Origin of the sequence: Dyadobacter sp. CY326, from assembly GCF_021390515.1 — a bacterium.
Classification (GTDB): Bacteria; Bacteroidota; Bacteroidia; order Cytophagales; family Spirosomataceae; genus Dyadobacter.
In genome coordinates this window covers 126,864-148,212 of sequence record NZ_JAJUXI010000010.1, presented here as the reverse complement: position 1 = coordinate 148,212, position 21,349 = coordinate 126,864, and the positions used below count along the sequence as shown (strand labels likewise).

General features: G+C 43.9%; 14 protein-coding genes. 9 read left to right on the top strand and 5 right to left on the bottom strand.

Translation table 11 applies throughout. The annotated features are described in order from the left end of the window. Positions 1-15: 15 nt before the first annotated feature. The 3 genes from LZG73_RS20155 to LZG73_RS20145 all read right to left on the bottom strand — a co-directional run bounded on the left by LZG73_RS20155 (position 16) and on the right by LZG73_RS20145 (position 2,299). On the bottom strand, positions 16-1,074 hold the full coding sequence (locus LZG73_RS20155; RefSeq protein ID WP_233853988.1) for a hypothetical protein: 1,059 nt from the start codon (positions 1,072-1,074) through the stop codon (positions 16-18). Continuing rightward, positions 1,034-1,642, bottom strand: a complete 609-nt coding sequence (locus tag LZG73_RS20150; RefSeq protein WP_233853986.1) for a hypothetical protein — start codon at positions 1,640-1,642, stop codon at positions 1,034-1,036. The genes LZG73_RS20155 and LZG73_RS20150 overlap by 41 nt, the downstream gene beginning before the upstream one ends. 93 nt (positions 1,643-1,735) lie before the next feature. After that, entirely contained in the window at positions 1,736-2,299 is a 564-nt protein-coding gene (locus LZG73_RS20145) for an RNA polymerase sigma factor (RefSeq protein WP_233853985.1), read from the bottom strand. Between the two features lie 202 nt (positions 2,300-2,501). On the opposite strand from LZG73_RS20145, the gene LZG73_RS20140 reads away from it, so the two are divergent. Together LZG73_RS20140 and LZG73_RS20135 are read left to right on the top strand one after the other, a co-directional pair. After that, complete coding sequence (locus LZG73_RS20140; protein WP_233853984.1) at positions 2,502-3,725, top strand: 4-hydroxy-3-methylbut-2-enyl diphosphate reductase; 1,224 nt, start codon at positions 2,502-2,504, stop codon at positions 3,723-3,725. 255 nt (positions 3,726-3,980) lie between these two features. Continuing rightward, a complete protein-coding gene (locus LZG73_RS20135) occupies positions 3,981-9,440 on the top strand; it encodes an alpha-2-macroglobulin (protein WP_233853983.1) in 5,460 nt (1,819 codons plus the stop codon). On the opposite strand, the gene LZG73_RS20130 is transcribed toward LZG73_RS20135, so the two are convergent. Continuing rightward, positions 9,441-10,181 carry an MIP/aquaporin family protein gene (locus tag LZG73_RS20130; RefSeq protein ID WP_233853980.1) on the bottom strand — a complete coding sequence of 247 codons (741 nt, stop codon included), beginning with the start codon at positions 10,179-10,181 and terminating at the stop codon, positions 9,441-9,443. Positions 10,182-10,332: 151 nt separating this feature from the next. On the opposite strand from LZG73_RS20130, the gene purB reads away from it, so the two are divergent. Further along, positions 10,333-11,688 carry an adenylosuccinate lyase gene (gene purB, locus LZG73_RS20125; protein ID WP_233853978.1) on the top strand — a complete coding sequence of 452 codons (1,356 nt, stop codon included), beginning with the start codon at positions 10,333-10,335 and terminating at the stop codon, positions 11,686-11,688. Between the two features lie 48 nt (positions 11,689-11,736). Here purB and LZG73_RS20120 read toward each other — a convergent pair whose 3' ends face one another. Continuing rightward, positions 11,737-14,286: an adenosylcobalamin-dependent ribonucleoside-diphosphate reductase gene (locus LZG73_RS20120; protein ID WP_233853976.1), complete on the bottom strand. Its 2,550-nt coding sequence runs from the start codon at positions 14,284-14,286 to the stop codon at positions 11,737-11,739. A 504-nt stretch (positions 14,287-14,790) separates the two neighbouring features. Here LZG73_RS20120 and LZG73_RS20115 point away from each other — a divergent pair. From LZG73_RS20115 to LZG73_RS20090, 6 genes are all read left to right on the top strand, one after another. After that, the gene (locus LZG73_RS20115) at positions 14,791-16,059 is read left to right on the top strand and encodes a cation:dicarboxylate symporter family transporter (protein ID WP_255697266.1); all 1,269 of its coding nucleotides are present in this window, start codon (positions 14,791-14,793) and stop codon (positions 16,057-16,059) included. An 18-nt stretch (positions 16,060-16,077) separates the two neighbouring features. Further along, positions 16,078-16,941, top strand: coding sequence for a KilA-N domain-containing protein (locus LZG73_RS20110; protein ID WP_233853973.1), 864 nt, complete (start codon positions 16,078-16,080; stop codon positions 16,939-16,941). A gap of 32 nt (positions 16,942-16,973) precedes the next feature. Continuing rightward, positions 16,974-18,704: a M3 family oligoendopeptidase gene (locus LZG73_RS20105; RefSeq protein ID WP_233853971.1), complete on the top strand. Its 1,731-nt coding sequence runs from the start codon at positions 16,974-16,976 to the stop codon at positions 18,702-18,704. 76 nt (positions 18,705-18,780) lie between these two features. Beyond that, the gene (locus LZG73_RS20100) at positions 18,781-19,032 is read left to right on the top strand and encodes a hypothetical protein (RefSeq protein ID WP_233853970.1); all 252 of its coding nucleotides are present in this window, start codon (positions 18,781-18,783) and stop codon (positions 19,030-19,032) included. 240 nt (positions 19,033-19,272) lie between these two features. Beyond that, positions 19,273-20,349 carry an NAD-dependent epimerase/dehydratase family protein gene (locus tag LZG73_RS20095; RefSeq protein WP_233853969.1) on the top strand — a complete coding sequence of 359 codons (1,077 nt, stop codon included), beginning with the start codon at positions 19,273-19,275 and terminating at the stop codon, positions 20,347-20,349. Between the two features lie 51 nt (positions 20,350-20,400). Next, the gene (locus tag LZG73_RS20090) at positions 20,401-21,348 is read left to right on the top strand and encodes a glycosyltransferase (RefSeq protein ID WP_233853968.1); all 948 of its coding nucleotides are present in this window, start codon (positions 20,401-20,403) and stop codon (positions 21,346-21,348) included. Position 21,349 lies beyond the last annotated feature (1 nt).

Below are 21,349 nucleotides of genomic sequence, written 5' to 3'. Positions count from 1 at the left end.
CTGTTTTAGAAATACTTAATCTTTCAATTTTACATCTCCGAATCGTGACACAACGGTGATTCTGGTTCCTGATCCGGTGCCCACTTTTCCCTGATATTGCTTTTGCTTATAAGACTTGTCGTCTTTCGAAGGCTGCATGGAAAAATTGACATTGGAAGCGGGATAACTGAAATTGCCATAAGTCACTGTCACATTGAACTGATTTGCATCGGCAGGGAGAATGATCGAGGAATAGGAAGCCTGAATATCAATGTTTTCCGCAGAATTGGTCAATTGATCGATTTTAAAATTTCCTGAATAATTCAGCTTAATTTTTCCGGACCCGCGCATTGTGCCAATCTTCGCACCGGAATAATCAATATCCGCATCTAAGTTGGTAACATCGCCAATGTTCAGCTCACCGAATTTGTTGGTTATAAAAACTTTTTTGGCAAGATCGAGTTTCAAGTTTGAATATTGACATTCCAGCTTTCCTCCATCCATTCTGCCAATTTTTGCGCTTCCATACTTCACATCAATGATGTTTTCCGCATTATCCAGCAGATTGGCAACAAAATTTCCGTAACGTGAGTCAACGGTCAATGGCGCGTGAAATGACGGAATGTCCGTGTCGCCGAATTTATTACGCACGATCAGCGCGTTTTCCTTTGGCATATAAACCGTGTAATCGATTTGTATGAAGTTCTTTTCGCCTTTTTTATTGTTCCAGCCACTGTTTCCAAACTGGCTTCTGTCGATGTGCGTGGTTAAGCCAATTTGATTTTTATATCGCTTTTCGTCGATTTTCACAGCACCCAAATATTCGGATGCGCGGCCGTCCGTGGGCGCATTGGCAGTCACGATAATCTCAACCTTTATTTCATCTCTGTTCCACAGATTGATTTTGACTTGTCCAAACTGGTTATCAACCACCAGCTGGTCATCGTTTGCCACATTAAAAACCTTTACAATATTACGTCGTTTCTCGATCAGACCGTTTTGTTCAGGGTCCGGGCCTGCCGCCATCGCCACCTGTGGCAGCACGGCAATGATGCTAAATAACAGGTGAATTATTAATTTCTTTATCGTCTCCATTTTTTACTTTATTAATGCGTTGCAAAATTTCTAATTGTTGGTTAAGCAGGTCGACCTGCCACTGTAAGTTTTGAACCATAGCCTCCAATAATGCTTCCTGATTAGGCGCATTGGACAAATTGGACCGCAGGTTTTTATAACTTACTTCCAGACCTTCCAGATCGGCGGAGAAATCTTTATACAACTCCGGATTGTTCCGTGCGAGCTTAATGATTTCCTCTCTTTTCTGGTCTATTGCAACATTGTAAGCATTGAATTCACGGGCATAGGTGGGGACTTTCAAAGCCACACGCGGATCGCGGGTTATGCCGTATTCGTTATTGAGGTAAACTAAAAAACCAATTCCGAGGGCCAAGAACACACCGGCGGCAATGCGCCAGTCAAAATAAGGACTGCTTAATCGCCTAATTTTTTTTTTGGATTTTTCCGGCACTATCGGAATCTCGCTATGTAATTTGCTATCGATCTGACTCCATAAAGAATCCTGCGGTGAAAAAGTATCAAATCCATCCCTGTTATCTCGCACAAACCGCTCCAATCGATCTTTTTTATCTGAAGAATTTTTCATAGATTCATTAACTTGTCATGTGTAAATAATGTTCTCAAATCCGTAATCATTTAGATGAAAATGAACCAATTAAGTTTAACCATTTTGTAATAACTATTTCGCAAGCATCTCCGTGAGCTTCCTTTTAGCCCGCATATATTGTGTTCTCGAGGTCGTTTCACTGATTCCCAGCACCTCTCCTATTTCCTCGTGATCATATCCCTCGAATAAATAAAGGCTCAAAACGACTCTGTAACCATCCGGCAGCTTCTGAACAGTGTTGCGAACACGCTCCACTTCCAGATTCGTCTCATGCTCATCCATTCCAAAATAACTTTCATTCCCGTCGCTGTCTTCCATCGTTTCCTGCCATTCTTCAATCTCCACCCATTTCACCTTCCTGCTCCGCATGTGGTTAATCGCCTTATTGACGACAATTTGTTTCAGCCACGCACCAAATGTCGACTGCTGCCGAAATTGGTGCAGGTTTGTAAAGGCATCCACAAATGCCTCTTGCAAAGCGTCCTCTGCTTCCCCCAAATGGTTCAATATCCGCATGCAAATGTTGAACATGGCCTTGGAGTACGACTTGTAAAGCTCATATTGCGCTTTGCGCTCACCGAGTTTACAACGCTCCACCAGTTCGACGTGCCGGTCAGGGTAAAATTGTGTTTTCAAGCAGAAGGCTAATATATATTTGAACGTTCTGTATAAAGGACAGTAGATGAAACGACATGTTGCATCTACGAAAGATTTTTTTTCGGAACAGTGTAGGCGAACAATGTGTTACCGGCCTGTGTTGTTAAAAAAGGTCAGTATTTCTTTGAATATTGGTTATAATATATCCTATTTTGTTATTTGCAATCTACCAAATTAGTCAATGAAAACGTTCAACATTCCTGATTTTTACCGGAGCCGGATTATCACCCCGATCAAGGAATTCCGTCGTAAAAATGATAAGCTGAAACGTGACTATTCGCCTACATTGCTTGATTTTGGTCCGGTGCAATTCCTCATTGCACGCCATTTTGGATTTTGTTATGGTGTAGAAAACGCCATTGACATTGCCTATAAAGCCATTGCAGAAAATCCTGACAAACGCATCTTCCTTCTCAGTGAAATGATCCACAATCCGGATGTAAACCGCGACTTGCTTGAACGTGGCGTTCGGTTCATTATGGACACCAAGGGGAACCCTTTGATTCCGTGGGAAGCGCTTACGGCGGAAGACATTGTGATTGTTCCTGCATTTGGCACAACCATTGAAAACCATCAAAAGCTTACAGAACTGGGCATCAATGCTTATATATATGATACCACCTGTCCGTTTGTAGAGAAAGTTTGGAACCGCGCGGCTCAGATTGGCGAGAAAAATTACACGATCGTCGTTCACGGAAAACCCAATCACGAGGAAACGAGGGCCACATTTTCGCACAGTAAGGAAAACGCCCCGACCGTTGTGGTTGAAAACATGAAGCAAGCCGAGCGCCTGGCCGAATACATGATCGGAAATTTACCGGCTTCGCAGTTTTTCATTGATTTTGCGGGCCAATATTCTGCGGGTTTTGATCCGGAAAAAGATTTGCAGCGCATTGGCGTGGTGAACCAGACGACCATGCTTGCGTCTGATACACAGGGAATTTCAGATTTTTTGAAACACAACATTATCAGGCATTATGGCCTCCGGCCAGAGCAGGTCGAGGATCGGTTTGCCAACACACGCGACACACTGTGCTACGCCACAAACGACAACCAGGACGCGACTTATGCATTGCTAACCCATCAGGCAAATCTGGTCATTGTTGCAGGCGGTTATAACAGCTCCAACACATCCCATTTAGTGGAGCTTTGCGAACAGAAATTCCCAACTTACTTCATTGAGTCAGTTAATAAAATCCTTGATAAGCAGCTGATTAGGCACTTCAACATGCATACAAAGGAAGAAGTGGTAACCGAAAATTACTTACCCCAACATGAGCCCGTCCGCATCATGCTCACATGCGGTGCCTCCTGCCCGGATGCCGTCGTCGAAGGCATATTAATGCGTCTCTTATCATTCTTCGAAGGAACCCGCGAAATCGGTGAAGTGATGGAGCAGTTCTGAGGGTTTTTTACCGGCAAAAAATAAATCTTAACCGTTTATTCATTAAGTAAGGCTAAGTCATCTCATAAGGCTATCTTGGTAAGAAGCCCTGAGAATGGCTATTCTTGGTTGTGCAATCATTCAACCTTTCACAGCAAAAATTTTACCATTAGCTAATTTCAATCTGGCATTTCCGTCGTTATGCTGCTAATAGAACTAATTTCGTAGCACTTCTTTTATGCGTGTTTTAAACTTCCGTTTTCTCCCTTCTTCACTATGAAAAAGATTTCTGCTGTTGCGTTCTTTTTACTTTTTTTCACTGCATTTACATTCAATAGTTGTTCGTCACTTAATGAGATCCGCGTTTCAGGAACCAATTTTACAGAGGAGATAGGTCAGTCACAAAACTTGGTTTTTACCTTCAATAAAGACATTGTTTCTGAAAGCGAGTTAAACGACTGGGATTCCACGCAATACATTCATTTTGAGCCCGCAGTGCGCGGAAAATTCAAATGGGCTGCCCCTAACGAACTCGTTTTTTCACCCATTTCCGGCTTCGGCGCGGCCACAAAATATACTGCCAAACTCACAGACCTGCTTGTAGAGAAAGCAGACAAAAATTCGAAACTCGCTGTTTCCAAGGAACCTTTGGATTTTCACACACCTTATCTCCAATTGGCTGAAACCGAAAGCTGGTGGACGCTCTCGCCGGAATCCGGGAGACAAGAAGCGAGGCTCAGGCTGACCTTCAATTATCCCGTTAATAGCCAGAATGTCGCTGAAAAACTGAAAGTTATGCTTTCAGACAAGTCATTGGATTACAAAATTCTTCCTGCCACAAATGACCATTCTGTAACGCTTGCTTTGAGCAACACGGGCAAGGCGGATAACAATCCAATTCCCGTCAAAATTGCGATTGAAAAGGGAATTAAAGTTCAAAACACATCTTACACAAGTCAGGAAATCATTGCCAGCAATGCGAGCATTCCATCGCCGCTTCATCTGGAAGTCGTTGATATTAAGACTGGTTACGAAAACAATGCGGGTTATGCACGCATTATCACGACCCAGGAGCTTGACAAAGAAAGCATTGCAACGGGTTTTACACTAAACCCGCAACTCGCCGTGCAAACTGAACCCACAGAAAATGGATTCATCATCCGAGGAGAATTTAATGAGACTGAAACTTATAATTTGCTTATTAATAAAACATTGAAGGGAGTTTTAGGAGCTTTCCCAGAAGATGAGACCTCGAAGGATTTGTTTTTTGGGAAAATGCCGGCTTCTGTGTCTTTTGCTAATAAAAAAGCACTTTACATGACGCCAAAAGGCTCTAAAAACCTGGGTGTGCAGATTGTGAACATTCCAAAAGTTCAGGTGCGCATTTCCAAATTATATGCCAACAACATACTCAGTTATATCCGTAACAATCGGTGGAACGACTATGGTTATTCCGGCGACGAATGGCTGCCGACCGGTGCATTTAATTATAGCGAAGACCGTGAAAATGAACTCAGTGACATTATCGTTGACAAAACGGTCGAAACAGAAAACCTTCCAAAAAGCAAAGGGATCGCTGCATTGAATGTTGCGCTGCCAGAAGATAATAAACGCAAGGGCGTGTATCTCGTTTCCGTAAATTCCAAAGACGAGGCTTATTTGGGCGCCGTAAAGCTTGTCTCCATTTCGGACATTGGATTGATTGCGAAACAGGGCAAAGATGAGATTTGGATTTACGCCAATTCGATCAAAACCAATGAGCCGCTGGGCAATGTTGAAATTACCCTTGTAAGCCACAACAATCAGAATGTTCATACAATTAATACTGACGGAGACGGCGTTGCGCATGTCGAAAAATTGAGTGAAAAAGCGCCTGGCTTCAAAATCGCGATGCTGACCGCCAGTTTAGATGAAGATTTCAATTATCTCATTCTCAATGACACACAAGTTGAGACCTCCCGTTTTGAAGTTGAAGGTTTGCGCGACAATGCGTCAGGCTTGCAAGCATTTATCTACGGTCAACGCGACATTTATCGCCCTGGTGAAACCATGTATTTTAACACGGTTATCCGTACTAAAAAATGGGAAAGCGCTAGTGAAATTCCACTTAAACTTCGCATGCTTACGCCCAATGGACGTGAATATCGGACTTGGCGAAAAAGCACGAACAGTCAGGGAGCGGTTCAAATAGAAGTTCCGGTGGATGCGGCCGGACTAACCGGAACTTACGTTTTGGAAGTTTACAATGGCAATGAAATTTTGCTTGCCTCGCATGCCGTAAGCGTGGAAGAATTCATGCCTGATCGCATTAAGGTGGATTTGAGTGGCGCTGCAAAGGAGTATGTTTCCGGAAATAATGTATCGCTGACTGCGACAGCATTTAACCTGTTTGGCCCTCCTGCGAGCAACCGCAATTATGAAATGGCGTCCCAGCTCAAAAGAAAAGACTTTTCAGCGGCCGCATTTCCCGAGTTTGTATTTGACATTCCCGCTGAAACCGCATTCGAAAGGCAAAGTCGCCAGGGCGTTACGAACGAACAGGGACAGGCAACAGAAAGCTTTCCGATCTCCGCTGACCTAAAAGACATTGGTGTTTTGGAGGGGAAAATTTATGTGACCGTTTTTGATGAAAATGGCCGTCCTATAAATCGCCTGCAGCGTTTTGATGTGTTCACTCAGCCAGTTTTTTACGGAATTCGCCTTCCCGACGCATATGTAGGAACAAATGCTCCTGTTCCCGTTGAAATTATCGGAGTCAACAGCAAAGGTGTTTTGCAAAAAAGCTCTGCCAAAGTCGAAGTCGTCCGCCTTGAATATCAGACAGTTGTAGAGAAAAAATATGACGTACTGCAATACACATCCCGAAAAAAAGAGAAGACCGTTTACTCAACAACATTGAATCTTGCAAATGGAAAAGGTGCGATTCAATATGTGCCAACTGTTTCCGGGGAATATGAAGTTCGCGTTCGCAGGCCCGGCGCTGAACATTATACATTGGCCAATTTTTATGCATACGGCCATGGTTACACGCAATACTCGTCATTTGAAGTAAGCAACGAAGGGCGTGTTTTAATGGAGACGGATAAAAACAATTATAAAGTTGGAGAGTCTGCCAATGTGTTATTTAAAACGCCATTTGACGGCAGACTTTTGGTGACCGTAGAGAGAAACAATGTGCTGGAACAACACATTCTTAAAACGGAGAAAAAGGCAGCTGAACTGAAAATCAATTTAAAAGAAGAGCATTTACCCAATGTCTTCGTCACTGCAACATTAATTCGTCCTTTCGATGATTCGGATATGCCGTTGACGGTTGCACACGGTTTTATCCCTATCCTCGTGGAAGATCCCGACCGCAAATTATCCGTCGCGATCACTGCCATTGAAAAATCACGATCCAAAACTAAACAGCAAATCAGAGTAAAAACTGCTCCCAATGCACAGATTACATTAGCCGTTGTGGACGAGGGCATTTTGCAGATCAAGAATTCAAAGACGCCTGACATTCACGGGCATTTTTATCAGAAATGTGCGCTGGAAGTTACAACGCACGATTTATATGCACTACTTTTTCCCGATTTGAAAATCAGCGGCTCATCGAGTTTTGGTGGTGACGGTTATGATCTGGAAAGAAGGATTAATCCGCTAAGCAACGGACGCACCGAATTGGTTTCATTTTGGAGCGGCGTGCTGACTGCGAATGGAAGCGGGGAAGCGACTTTTGACATTAACATTCCGCAATTCAGCGGTGACCTGCGCATTATGGCTGTTGCTTATAAAGACAATGCATTCGGCTCCTCAACCAAGAACATGAAAGTGGCTGATCCCGTTGTCATTAGCGCTGGCTTACCCAGATTTTTGAGCCCCGGCGATGAACTTACACTGCCTGTCAACATTAGTAACACCGAGAAAAAGCCTGCAAACGCAACTGTAACAGTTCAGCTAAATGGACCATTGGCCGCCGGAACAACTCCTTTGACGCAATCAATGACCATTTCGCCGGGAAAAGAAGCCCGGGCGGTTTTCTCATTTAAAGCTTTACAGGCGATTGGCCTGGCCAATGTTACAATCAAGGTCGCCGCTTTTGGGGAAACATTTGTAAATCAAACTCCCATCACGGTTCGGCCAGCTTCTCCGCTTTTAAAAACCAGCAATTCCGGGCAGATTGCCGGAAACAAGCAAAGCATTATTAATCTTGCCTCGTCATTTATTCCCGCAACCAGCAGAAGCCAGCTTGTTTTGAGTCGGTCGCCTCTGGTGCAAGGCGGTGGAAAAGCACTTGCAACGCTGTTGGGCTATCCTTACGGCTGTCTGGAACAAACTGTATCTAAGGCATTTCCACAAATTTACTTCGCCGACCTAACCAAGGCCATGGCCGCGCCCGTGTACACAGTTAAAAGCGGAGAAAGTGATTTTAATCCGATGACCAATGTGCAGCAAGCCATCCGGAAGATAGAATCACAGCAACTGTTCAATGGTGGATTCGGCATGTGGCCAGGGGCAACGCAGGAAGACTGGTGGGCGACTGCATATGCCGTTCATTTTCTGGAAGAAGCAAGAAGGGCAGGCTTTGAAATCAATGCAAAAACGCTGAGCCGCGCGCTGGATTATCTGGGCTCCAAAACCGGCACAGCCGCCAATAAGGAAGTTGTGGTTGCAAGCACAGGCAATGGCCTTGCATATGGCAATGAGCCTTCATCAGGTTCGCAGTCGCGCAAGTCGGTTGTGCGCCGCGAAGCGGTTTACTCATTATATGTCCTCGCTTTGAATGGTCACCCGAACCGTGCTTCTATGAATTATTACAAGCAAAATCCACATTTGTTGACGGTTGACTCAAAATATCTGCTGGCAGGCGCTTTCCAGCTGGCGGGCGATACGAGAAGTTTCAATGCGATTTTACCAAAAAAATATGTCCCTGAAAATGAAATGCAATCCTTCGACAACAGCTATTCTTCGCCATTGAGGAACATGTCGCTTGTGCTGAACACGCTCGTGGAATCCGACCCGGACAATCCGCAAATTTCTGTTCTAGCGCGGCAATTGTCCAAAACAGTTCAGTCGGCTGCGTATCTGAACACGCAGGAAGCTTCATTCTCCGTGCTTGCGTTAGGAAAACTTGCCAAGAAAACGGCTGGCTCGACGGTTAATGCGACAGTCTCTGTAAATGGAAAAAATCTTGCTTCATTTAACGGCAAAGAGCTCAAAGTTTCGAAAGGAATTAATAATCAGAAAGTTGTAATTCAAACACAGGGCTCGGGCGATTTGTATTGGTTTTCGCAATCCGAAGGAATGTCTGCAACAGGCAATTACATGGAGGAAGATCAGGGAATGAGCATTCGCCGTCAATTCCTGACGCGGGATGGCGCGCCGGTGCAAGCTTTTCACCAAAATGACCTGGTTGTGGTAAAATTGACATTGGAAAGCACCAATGGATTACCGATCGAAAATGTTGTCGTGACCGATTTGCTTCCGTCAGGTTTTGAAATTGAAAATCCGAGAATCACCGAACCGCGCGACATGCCATGGATTAAAAATGCGGCCAGCCCGGAATATCTTGACATTCGTGACGATCGCATTCACTTCTTCACAACGGCCAGTAATGTGGCGAAAACCTTCTATTACCAGGTTCGCATTGTTTCAAAAGGCATATTCACTGTCGGACCTGCCGCAGCAGATGCCATGTATCAAGGGGAATATCGCAGTTATTCGGGAGGTGGAAAATTGACAGTTGAATAATTAAAAATAGAAAAATCGCAAAATCAATCCTCCGGCGATGGCCCCTAAAATGGGGCCCGCCACGGGAATCCAGCCATAAGACCAGTCTGAACTTCCTTTATTTGGAATTGGTAAAATGGCGTGTGCAATCCTGGGGCCAAGGTCGCGAACGGGGTTAATCGCGTAACCTGTTGTTCCACCCAACGACAATCCAATGCTCCAAACAAGCATTCCCACCAAATAAGGCGTAACGCCGGATGGAATTCCTCCTTTGTCCGGGTCCGATGTGCCGGCATAACCAATGGCCACAACGCCAACGATCAAAATGATAGTTGCAATGAATTCGCTAATAAAATTGGGGCCGGCTGATCGAATGGCTGGACCAGTTGCAAAGCAGGCCAGTTTGGAACCCGGATCATCTGTGGCTTTCCAATGCGGAAAATATTGGATCCAAACCAAAACCGCTCCCAAAAAAGCCCCTATTAACTGTGCTGGAATGTAACTGGCAAGCAAACTGTAATCTTGTCGAAGAAAAGCGAATCCGACGGTGACCGCAGGATTCAAATGCGCGGCTGCGCTTCCAAATGCATTGGCAGTAAATATCCCGATCATAACCGCAAAACCCCAACCCGCCGTAATCACGATCCAGCCGGCACTTTCTCCCTTCGTTTGTTTGAGAACAACATTGGCAACGACGCCGTTACCTAATAAAATGAGGACCATTGTTCCGATTAATTCGCCAAGAAAGGGTGAAGGTTGCATGAGTTACAAATAAGGTTAGATCAGCGAATATGCGAATAGTTTTATAAATTCTGACAGCAATACCAAAAAGAATATTTCCTGACTTTTTTACCATTTTTCGACGTTGATTTCCACTAACTTTGCCCGTTAATCAATTTTTGCATTGAAAATCATGTCTTTAAATCAACTTACGGCGATCTCTCCGGTGGACGGCCGTTACTACAAACAAGTCTCCGAACTTTCCGCCTATTTCTCTGAATATGCCCTAATCTATTATAGAGTATACGTTGAAATAGAATACTTTATCGCGTTATGCGAGATTCCACTGCCGCAGTTGGCAGAGTTTGACAAGAAAAATTACGCTTCCCTCCGCAAGATTTATGAAGATTTCAGCGAGGACGACGCGCTGCATATAAAAGATATCGAGAAGGTTACCAATCACGACGTGAAGGCTGTTGAGTATTTTATCAAAGAACAGTTTGAAAAGCTTGGCATTGAATCTTGCCAGGAATTCATCCATTTTGGACTGACATCGCAGGATATCAACAACACAGCCATTCCACTTTCGCTAAAAGACGCTTTGGAAAGGCAGATTAAACCTTTGTTTCGGCAGGTGCTTTTTGTGTTAAAAAGAATGTCCATCGAGTGGAAGAATGTGCCAATGCTTGCCTTCACGCACGGGCAACCGGCTTCGCCGACACGCGTTGGAAAGGAATTTCTTGTATTTGTAGAAAGACTTGAACGCCAGTTGGAAATGCTGGATAAGATCCCGAATTCAGCAAAATTTGGCGGTGCGACGGGAAACTTCAACGCGCATCACGTTGCGTATCCAAAACAAGACTGGATGGCATTTGCAAATCATTTTGTTGAAGGTTTGGGTTTGAAAAGAAGCCGCCATACCACTCAGATTGAGCATTATGACAATCTTGCCGCGACATTTGACTGCCTAAAAAGGCTGAACACGATCCTGACAGACCTGAACCGCGATATGTGGACTTACATTTCGATGGGTTATTTCAAACAAAAGATCAAGGCTGGGGAAGTTGGTTCATCGGCAATGCCGCACAAGGTTAACCCGATTGACTTCGAAAACTCGGAAGGAAACCTTGGACTAGCAACTGCATTATTTGAACATTTCGCTGCAAAACTGCCCGTTTCACGTCTGCAGCGTGACTTGACGGATTCAACTGTTTTGAGAAACATTGGCGTGCCGCTTGCGCATTTGGCCATTGCTTTGAATTCGTTGCTGAAAGGTTTGGGGAAAGTTGAGTTGAATGGAGAGATCCTGAAAGCCGAACTTGAAGAAAACTGGGCTGTGGTTTCGGAAGCAATCCAAACCATTCTCCGTCGTGAAAGTTATCCGAAACCTTACGAGGCACTGAAAGAACTGACAAGAACGAACGAGAAAATAACGCATGACTCGATTTCACGCTTCATCGAAACGCTTGATGTTCCTGAGAAAATAAGAGAAGAGTTGCGTGCCTTGACGCCATTCAATTATCTGGGTGTTGTGGAGGATACGCATTAATCGCAATATTTAGACTTCCCAAGTCTTGAAGACTTGGGAAGTCTTTCCTTATCCGCATTTCGACGAACCGCAATCCTTGCACGTCAGACATCCTTCCTGATACAATAGATTCGTCGAGTTACAATTCTGGCATTTCTGCTTTTTTGCTTCTGTTCCATCCGGGATATATTGTTTCAATGCACGCGCAACGCCGTTTTTCCATGTGTTAATGGATTCGTCCAGTTGCAGACTGCTGATTAGATCAACCACTTTCTCAATCTGCATTCCGTGACGTAACGTGCTGGAAATCAACTTTGCGTAATTCCAATATTCAGGATTGAATTTATATGAAAGTCCTTCGATTGTCGTTTTGTAACCACGCGTATTTTTGTATTGGAAATCATAACGTGAACTGCCGTCGGCTTCGCGGTTTTTAATAATTACGCCTTCATTCACCCACCTTGGCAACAGAATCCCATCTTCGTCATCTGCCAATCCTGTGAAAATCTCATAGGGCTGGTTGCCAATCAGGCCTACAAACGCGATCCACTTGTCTTTTTTATTCTGAAAACGAACAACATCGGCTTCCAAAACCTGTGGCCGGATTGTCGGGAATGGCACCTGACCGGTTGCTGTTTCTTCCTTCTTTTCTGTATTGGCAATCAAAACACCTGAACGCGAACCGTCTCTGTAAACCGTAACTCCTTTACAGCCAGCGCGCCATGCCTCCATGTAACATTCACCAACCAGCTCTTCGGTAACATCATTCGGCATATTAATGGTTACGCTGATCGAGTGATCGACCCATTTCTGGATCGCGCCTTGCATTTTTACTTTTTTCAAATAGTCAACATCATTGGAAGTTGCTTTGTAGTAAGGCGATTTTTTGACAATATCATCCAGTTCTTTCTGAGCGTAATTTTTGCTGATATCATGTCCGTTAATCTCCATCCATTCCTTAAAACGATGGTGAAAAACAACGTATTCTTCCCAGGAATCACCCACTTCATCTACAAAATCAACGCGAACATCTTTGTCATTTGGATTCACCTTTCTTCTTCTTTTATAAACCGGCAGAAAGACCGGCTCAATTCCAGAAGTGGTTTGCGACATCAGGCTCGTGGTTCCAGTCGGCGCAATCGTCAGCATGGCAATGTTCCGGCGGCCATATTCCAGCATTTCGTAATAGAGTTGCGCATCTGCTTCTTTAAGCCTCAGTATGAAAGGATTATTCTTCTCTCTTTCTGAATCGAAAATGGAGAACGCACCTCTTTCCTTGGCCGTGTGCACCGATGCGCGGTAAGCTTCCAATGCAACCGTTTTGTGAACTTCCACCGCAAATTCCGTGCCCTCATCGCTTCCGTAACGCAGGCCCAGTGCAGCCAGCATATCGCCTTCCGCCGTGATACCAATGCCCGTTCTTCTTCCTTCACGCGCCTTGGTCTGAATGTTGAGCCAAAGATTGCGTTCCACGCGTTTCACCTCTTCATCTTCCGGATCTGCATCAATTTTTTGCAGGATAGCATCGACTTTTTCCAATTCAAGATCGATAATATCGTCCATCATGCGCTGTGCGGCGGCAATATGTTTTTTGAACAAACTCCAATTAAATGACGCTTCCGCTGTGAAAGGTTTGTCGACATACGAATACAAATTGATCGCAAGCAAACGACATGAATCATAAGGACACAACGGAATTTCACCGCAGGGATTCGTTGAAACCGTTTCGTAGCCTAAATCCGCATAGCAATCGGGAACGGATTCGCGGATGATCGTGTCCCAGAACAAGATGCCCGGCTCGGCGGAACGCCATGCATTGTGAACGATTTTTTTCCATAATGCGGTTGCATCAATGTCCTTTTCATGCGTCGGTGTGGCGCTTTTAATCGGATATTGTTGCCTGTAAGTGCTGCCTGAGTCAACCGCTCGCATGAACTCGTCATCCATGCGGACCGAAACATTGGCTCCCGTCACTTTTCCCTGCTCCAATTTTGCATCGATAAAGTCCTCAGAATCAGGATGTCTAATTGCCACGGAAAGCATTAATGCGCCTCTGCGGCCGTCCTGTGCAACTTCACGCGTTGAATTAGAAAAGCGCTCCATGAATGGAACAATGCCCGTGGAAGTCAATGCAGAGTTCTTCACCGGTGATCCTTTGGGACGAATGTGCGACAAATCGTGTCCCACGCCACCGCGTCTTTTCATCAGCTGAACCTGCTCCTGGTCAATTTTCATGATGCCGCCGTATGAATCGGATTCACCATTGTTTCCAATTACAAAACAGTTGGATAAAGAAGCAATTTGATATGGATTGCCAATCCCGGTCATTGGACTTCCCTGCGGAATAATGTATTTGAAATCCTTAATCAGGTCAAAAACTTCGTCCTCACTTAATGGATTCGGGTAAAGCTGTTCTATACGTGCAATTTCCTTTGCAATGCGCCGGTGCATGTCATTCGGCGTTGCCTCATATATCGCTCCGTAAGAATCTTTAAGCGCGTATTTATTCACCCAAACGCGCGCTGCCAGATCATCGCCTTTAAAGTATTGAAGAGAAGCCTGATATGCTTCATCAGTCGTGTAAGTTGACTGGATTTGTGATGGTTTAATAGACTCCATAGTAAATATCAGAAGATCATTGAAAGTAACATGCAGTTCTAAATTTAATTCTTTTTAAACTTCTATCTCAGAAAAAAAATAAAAAGTTTCCAAAACTTTTTCATAACTATCTATTTTACAAATATTTGTATATAATTGGTGTTAAAAAAGTTTACAAAATATTTTATTGATTAATCTTGATGGTCTCCATTTCATGGACAAAAAAAACCGGCTCAATCGAAACCGGATTTTTTGTAATTACTATGGCGAAATTTAATGTTTAGGGTCTCAATCGTGCACGTGAAAGAATATTTTCATATTAATGTTTGAACAAAACTATTTCAATAGCGTCCGCGCTAATTACTGAGGCGGCGACCACGTAGAGCAAATATAAAATTATAATTTAGACCAGATATAAATAATTCATAAAAATTTACTTTTCCTTCATCAGAGTCATCCCTCCGGCTTTTATTATTGTAACTTCAAAACTTGCGTCAAACGCCTTGATTTAAGATCCATATCCTATTGAAAAATCTATTCACCAACCTGACTTTTTGGGTCCTGACCGCCATCACCGCCGGTGCGTTCATGGGACATTATTTTCCGCAACAGGCGGTGGAAATGGAGTTTTTGGGAAAAGGGTTTATCAACATTGTCAAGATTTTCATCAACCCGATCATTTTCCTGACCATCACATTGGGCATCATTGGGATGGGCGATTTGAAAAAAGTCGGAAAAGTCGGGGCAAAGGCATTGATCTATTTTGAAATCGTGACCACGCTTGCGCTTATCGTGGGCGTCATCGTGGCCAACATCATACAGCCTGGTAAAGGCGTGGTAACAAGCAATTTGCAGAAAGGAGACGCTTCGGTTTACACCAGTAAGGTGCAGGATTTCAGTTGGCTGCAATTTTTCCTGGATAATGTTACGCTCCAAGTTCTGCTGGTTTCGCTGGTTTTGGGAACCGTTTTAAGTAAATATTCTAGCAAAGAAAAAGTCACAGAATGGCTCAATTTCCTTTCCAAGTATGTTTTCCGCGCTTTGCATCTGGTCATGATTTTCGCGCCGATCGGTGCATTTGGCGGGATGGCTTACACCATTGGAAAATACGGCATTCACACATTGCTGCCGCTTGCCAAGCTCATGGGAACGGTTTACGCAACTATGGCAATCTTCATTTTTGGTGTGCTGGGACTGGTTTTACGAACTTACAAAGTCAGCTTATGGTCGTATTTGAAATACATTCGTGAGGAACTGCTCATTGTTTTGGGAACCTCATCATCGGAAGCGGGCTTGCCTTCCTTAATGGTCAAACTGGAACGAATGGGCTGCTCCAAGCCCGTTGTCGGACTCGTGGTTCCGGCTGGTTATTCTTTCAATTTGGACGGCACGACGATCTATCTTTCCATGGCGACGATCTTTTTGGCGCAAGTTTTCAATGTGCATCTCACATTCGGACAAATTCTTTCGCTGATCGGCATTTTGATGGTCACTTCCAAAGGCGCTGCAGGCGTTACAGGAAGCGGTTTTGTCGTGCTAGCGTCGACATTGACGGCAATAAAAGTGATTCCGGTTGAAGGTTTGGCGCTGTTGCTGGGCGTGGACAGGTTTATGTCGGAGGCCAGAGCAATCACCAATTTTATCGGAAACGGCGTCGCAACGATTTGGCTTGCTAACAATGAAAAAGAATTTGACCGGACAAAAATGGAATACGCCTTTGCCAATGTACAACAAACCGAAAACGTCGTCACCGACAATTTGACGGATACAACACAGAGAGCCGACTCTGTTTAATAATTTAAACATTTACACATGCTAAAAAACACAAAACTAATTGTTCAAGACATAGAAATTGGCTTACTAACCATAAACTCGGAAGACTATATTTGCTTAACGGACATGGTAAAAGCAAAGGATGGTGATTTCTTTGTAAGTGATTGGCTGAGGAACGTTAATACACTGGAATATCTCGATGCCTGGGAAGGAATGTACAACCCTGATTTTAATCATGGCGAATTCGCCGCAATTAGAAGTCATTCAGGAGTCAATTCTTTCAAAATCAGTGTTAAAGAGTGGGTTGCAAAAACCAATGCGATTGGAATAGTTGCCAAACCAGGGCGATATGGGGGAACATATGCTCATAAGGATATAGCCTTTAATTTCGGCATGTGGATTAGTCCAGTATTTCAATTATACATAGTTAAGGAATACCAACGATTAAAAGAAATTGAATCTAATCAGTATAATCTCGAGTGGAATGTTAAGAGGGTTCTTTGCAAGGCCAATTACAAAATCCATACGGACGCAGTCAAAAACTACATTATCCCGCACGCAGGTTATACAAAAGCGAAAGAATGGTTACTTTATGCCGATGAAGCCGATTTATTGAACATCGCTATGTGGGGATGTACGGCACGCGACTGGAAACAAGCTAATCCTCAAAGGGTCTCACAAGGTGAAAATATTCGAGATATGGCTAGCATAAATGACTTGGCAATTTTATCTAATATTGAAAGTTTAAACTCAATTTTGATCAGCCAAAGACTGTCTAAGACAGACCGACTTCGGTTTCTTGCCCATACTGTGGAGCAGCAGCGAAAATCGCTGACAGGACTTGATCTTATGAAAGGGATCCAAAAATTGAGTGAAAGCACATTCATAGACGTAAAAAATTAATCTTCAAAAATTCAGTATCTAGCTTTTACAGAATGACAACGGATAATGTAAATATACCAACCCGGGCCAAGCGTGTCTTTATTGGGGAGGAATTTGATTTGAAAAAATGGGAAGATGTTGAACCGTTTTTTGAGAATCTGAAAAATAGGGAGATTAATTCTGCCGAGGATTTGCAGCAATGGTTTCTGGATCGCAGCGAAATTGAATCGTATTTGTCTGAAAATTTTGCCTGGCGTTACATTCGCCAGACCTGCGATACGGCAAACACAAGCCTGATCAATGCATTGCAATTTTTCATTTCTGAAATTCAGCCCAAACTTGCTGAATATGGCAATGCATTGGATAAAAAAGTGGTCAACAGTCCTTATTTAAGCCAATTGACTGAGCCTGGATTTGCCATCACGGTTCGCGGGATGAAGAAGGCAATTGAAATATTCCGCGATGAGAACATTCCGCTTATCACGGAAATGCAAACCCAAGAGCGCCATTACGGAGCCATCGCAGGCGCGATGACGGTGACATTGGATGGCGAGGAAATGACTTTGCAAAAAGCTGCCGACCGACTGCAATCCACCCACAGGAATGTGCGTGAAGAAGCTTGGCGGGCAATCAGCGGCAGACGTTATGAAGACCATGAAAAGCTGGACGAATTGTTGAACAAGCTTGTTTCGCTTCGGGATAACGTGGGCAAAAATGCCGGTTTCAGCAATTATCGCGATTACATGTTTGCAGCAATGGGCCGCTTTGATTACACGCCTGAAGACTGTTTCAATTTTCATGGATCTGTAAAAAAAGCGATTGTTCCCATGTTGAATGATATGGCAGCAACCAGAAAAGAAGCATTAAATGTGGATCAGCTGCGTCCCTGGGATACAAAAGTGGATCCGAAAGGGATGCCGCCGTTGAAGCCATTTGAAACGGGCGAAGAGCTGCTGAACAAAACGATCCGCTGCTTTTCCCGCCTCGATCCTTTCCTTGGCGATTGCCTGCGCACGATGAAAACCATGAAACACCTTGACCTGGAATCCAGGAAAGGAAAAGCGCCGGGCGGCTACAATTATCCCCTGGACGAAATCGGCGTTCCGTTTATTTTCATGAATGCAACTTCAAATTTGCGCGATATGGTGACGCTTTTGCATGAAGGCGGTCACGCGGTGCATTCACTGGTCACGCGCGATTTGAAACTGAATTCCTTTAAACATACGCCTTCGGAGGTTGCCGAACTTGCTTCCATGTCAATGGAATTGATCACAATGGATTATTGGGACGAGTTCTTTGAAAACGAAAGCGACCTGAAAAGGGCGAAAATTCAGCATTTGGAATCTATCATTGAAACCCTTCCATGGGTTGCGACCGTCGACAAATTCCAGCATTGGATGTATGAAAATCCAGATCATTCGGCCGATCAACGCACGGAAGCCTGGGTTCGCATTTATGGAGAGTTTACGGATAGCGTAATGGATTGGTCGGATCTCGAAGTTTACAGAAAGTATTTGTGGCAGCGTCAGCTCCATATTTATGAGGTTCCTTTTTATTATATCGAATATGGAATTGCACAGTTGGGAGCGATCGGCGTTTGGAAAAATTATCGTCAGGACGCTGCAAAAGGCCTGAAAGGTTATCTGGATGCGCTGAAACTGGGTTACACGGCGACGATTGGCGAGATTTACGAGGCGGCCAACATTCCTTTTGATTTCTCGGAACAGCATATCACTGATCTGATGCAGTTTGTCCGCAATGAATTGGCCGAGCTAAAAAAATAAGATTTCGCCCGGGCCGATTTGGTGGTTATGAAAATGACGGTTATTTTTGCCCATATTACTATGAACGATCAAAGAAATGAAATTCTATAAAATTGTTGCATTTGTTGCCGGTCTTGCCTTGCTTTCTTCGTGTGAGTATCAGAAATACAATCGCATTGAGCAAAAAGACCTGAATGTCGGCAATGAAGTTGTTTACGGCGTTAGCCCGGACTCATTACCACGTCAAATGTCTTACAAATACGACGCGAAACCGGAGTTGGAAACACGTGTAAATGACATCAGAGCAAAATTATACAGTGGCACAACCAGTGCTCTGGTAAAGCAATAAGCGCATTCTTTTCAAAAATATTGAAGATATCCTCACTTCCTGGGGATATTTTTTTTTGAAACAGCTTTTATAACGGATTGAACAATTTCAATATGGGTTTTAGCGTATGATCCTGTTAGAGGTGCCCTTAGACTAACTGAAGTTGTGACAATTGAACATTTTTAATTTACTTTACGTATTCGAGGCAGGATACATTGATATAAATCAAGCAGGGACAAGCAATTAAAAGTACACAAAAACATGAATATAGCTTTGGTAACCGGCTCTGCCGGACTGATAGGAAGTGAATCGGTTGCTTTTTTAGCGGATAAGTTTGATCTGGTAATTGGGGTTGACAATAATTTAAGAGAATACTTTTTTGGAGCTGACGGAAATACAGATTGGAACCGCAGCAGGATCCAGGATCAGTTCAACAATTACAAACATTACTCTGCTGACATTCGCGAAGTAAGCCAACTGGAACCCATTTTCAAAGAATACGGAACCGACATTAAGCTGATCATTCATGCAGCCGCTCAGCCAAGCCACGACTGGGCAGCGAAAGAGCCCTTCACTGACTTTGGTGTTAATGCAGTTGGAACGCTTAACATGCTGGAAATGACACGCCTGCACACGCCAGAAGCAGTGTTCATCTTCACTTCTACTAATAAAGTTTACGGCGATAACCCCAATTATCTGCCACTTATCGAGCTGGAAACACGTTGGGAAATTGATCAAAACCACCCTTATTTCGAGAATGGAATTGATGAACAACACAGCATTGACCACACAAAACACTCCGTTTTTGGTGCTTCCAAAGTTGCTGCCGACATTATGGTGCAGGAATATGGACGTTATTTTGGCATGAAAACTGCGGTTTTCCGTGGCGGATGTCTTACCGGCCCAAACCATTCGGGAGCTCAGTTGCACGGATTTCTTGCTTACCTGATGAAATGCGCGATTACCGGAAATCATTACACGATTTTTGGTTATAAAGGAAAACAGGTTCGTGACAACATTCACAGCCATGACCTTGTTAATATGTTCTGGCATTTTTATCAAAATCCACGTCCGGGCGAAGTTTACAATGCTGGGGGCGGTCGTTTCGCTAACTGCTCTATGCTGGAAGCCATCGCATTGTGCGAGGAAATCACTGGAAACAAGTTGTCTTATTCATACTCAGAAACTAATAGAATTGGTGACCACATTTGGTATGTGAGTGACCTTTCGAAATTCAAATCGCATTATCCGGGCTGGAATTGGGAATATGGCCTCACTGAGACATTGACACAAATTCACGACGGTATTTCTTCCCGATTAGGAGTAAAAACAGTTTAATTATTTCAGAAGCCTCCGAAGCACTTTCGGAGGTTTTCAAACTCCTCCCCCATGCCAGAAAATTTTGTTATTATCATTCCGCAATTCAACGACTGGGAGGCGCTGAATATGCTTATACAGAAGATCAACGAGGATCTTCAAGCTTCAATTCTAACCAACACCACGCTTTTTATCGTCGACGACTGCTCCTCCAAAGAGCGGACACAGCCTTTCGTGCATTTTGGCGGAAAAGAAATCAAAGTCTTACGGTTGTATCGCAATCTAGGACATCAAAAAGCCATTGCCATTGGTCTTTCTTACGTGGCCGAACACATTGCCGCAGACAAAGTCATCGTCATGGACGCAGACGGAGAAGACGCTCCAAGCGACATTAATTTGCTGGCACAGAGATCATTACAAGAACCAGGAAAGATTATTTTTGCGGAGCGCAACAAGCGGACGGAGAACCTTTTATTCAGGTCTTTTTATGTGATTTATAAAATGTTGTTCAAAATGCTCACTGGAAAAGTGATCACTTTTGGTAATTTCAGTCTTGTTCCGCAAAATCGGTTACAAAATCTGGTTCGCGTTTCGGAGATCTGGAACAATTATCCGGGCGGCATTATCAGATCCAGAATCCCTTACGATTCCGTGCTGACCAACCGGGCAAAAAGATTGGCCGGGGAAAGCAAAATGAACTTCGTTTCGCTTGTTTTACACGGATTAAGTGCCATCTCCGTGCTCGTTGACACCACAGCAGTCCGCATTCTGATTTTTTCGATTTTCATGTCGGGTGTGGCCATTGCATTCATCATTGTCATCTTGTTCCTTAAATTAATCGGCAATGCGACGCCAGGATGGGCATCGACATTGGGCAGCACGCTGATGATTTTAATGCTGCAATCCTTCCTGATTTCGCTGTTTCTCGTGTTTATGGTGCTTCAATATCGCTCTCAGCAGCATTTCATTCCCGCAGTTCATTACCGTGATTTTGTTGAGAAAGTAGACACTTTCAGTTAGG

Excerpts from the sequence above, each read along its gene's own strand:
- LZG73_RS20090 (WP_233853968.1), top strand. The coding sequence starts at position 20,401 with ATGCCAGAAAATTTTGTTATTATCATTCCGCAATTCAACGACTGGGAG.
- LZG73_RS20130 (WP_233853980.1), bottom strand. The coding sequence starts at position 10,181 with ATGCAACCTTCACCCTTTCTTGGCGAATTAATCGGAACAATGGTCCTC.
- LZG73_RS20135 (WP_233853983.1), top strand. The coding sequence starts at position 3,981 with ATGAAAAAGATTTCTGCTGTTGCGTTCTTTTTACTTTTTTTCACTGCA.
- LZG73_RS20120 (WP_233853976.1), bottom strand. The coding sequence starts at position 14,286 with ATGGAGTCTATTAAACCATCACAAATCCAGTCAACTTACACGACTGAT.
- LZG73_RS20100 (WP_233853970.1), top strand. The coding sequence starts at position 18,781 with ATGAAATTCTATAAAATTGTTGCATTTGTTGCCGGTCTTGCCTTGCTT.
- LZG73_RS20105 (WP_233853971.1), top strand. The coding sequence starts at position 16,974 with ATGACAACGGATAATGTAAATATACCAACCCGGGCCAAGCGTGTCTTT.
- LZG73_RS20140 (WP_233853984.1), top strand. The coding sequence starts at position 2,502 with ATGAAAACGTTCAACATTCCTGATTTTTACCGGAGCCGGATTATCACC.
- LZG73_RS20110 (WP_233853973.1), top strand. The coding sequence starts at position 16,078 with ATGCTAAAAAACACAAAACTAATTGTTCAAGACATAGAAATTGGCTTA.
- LZG73_RS20155 (WP_233853988.1), bottom strand. The coding sequence starts at position 1,074 with ATGGAGACGATAAAGAAATTAATAATTCACCTGTTATTTAGCATCATT.
- LZG73_RS20095 (WP_233853969.1), top strand. The coding sequence starts at position 19,273 with ATGAATATAGCTTTGGTAACCGGCTCTGCCGGACTGATAGGAAGTGAA.
- LZG73_RS20150 (WP_233853986.1), bottom strand. The coding sequence starts at position 1,642 with ATGAAAAATTCTTCAGATAAAAAAGATCGATTGGAGCGGTTTGTGCGA.
- purB (WP_233853978.1), top strand. The coding sequence starts at position 10,333 with ATGTCTTTAAATCAACTTACGGCGATCTCTCCGGTGGACGGCCGTTAC.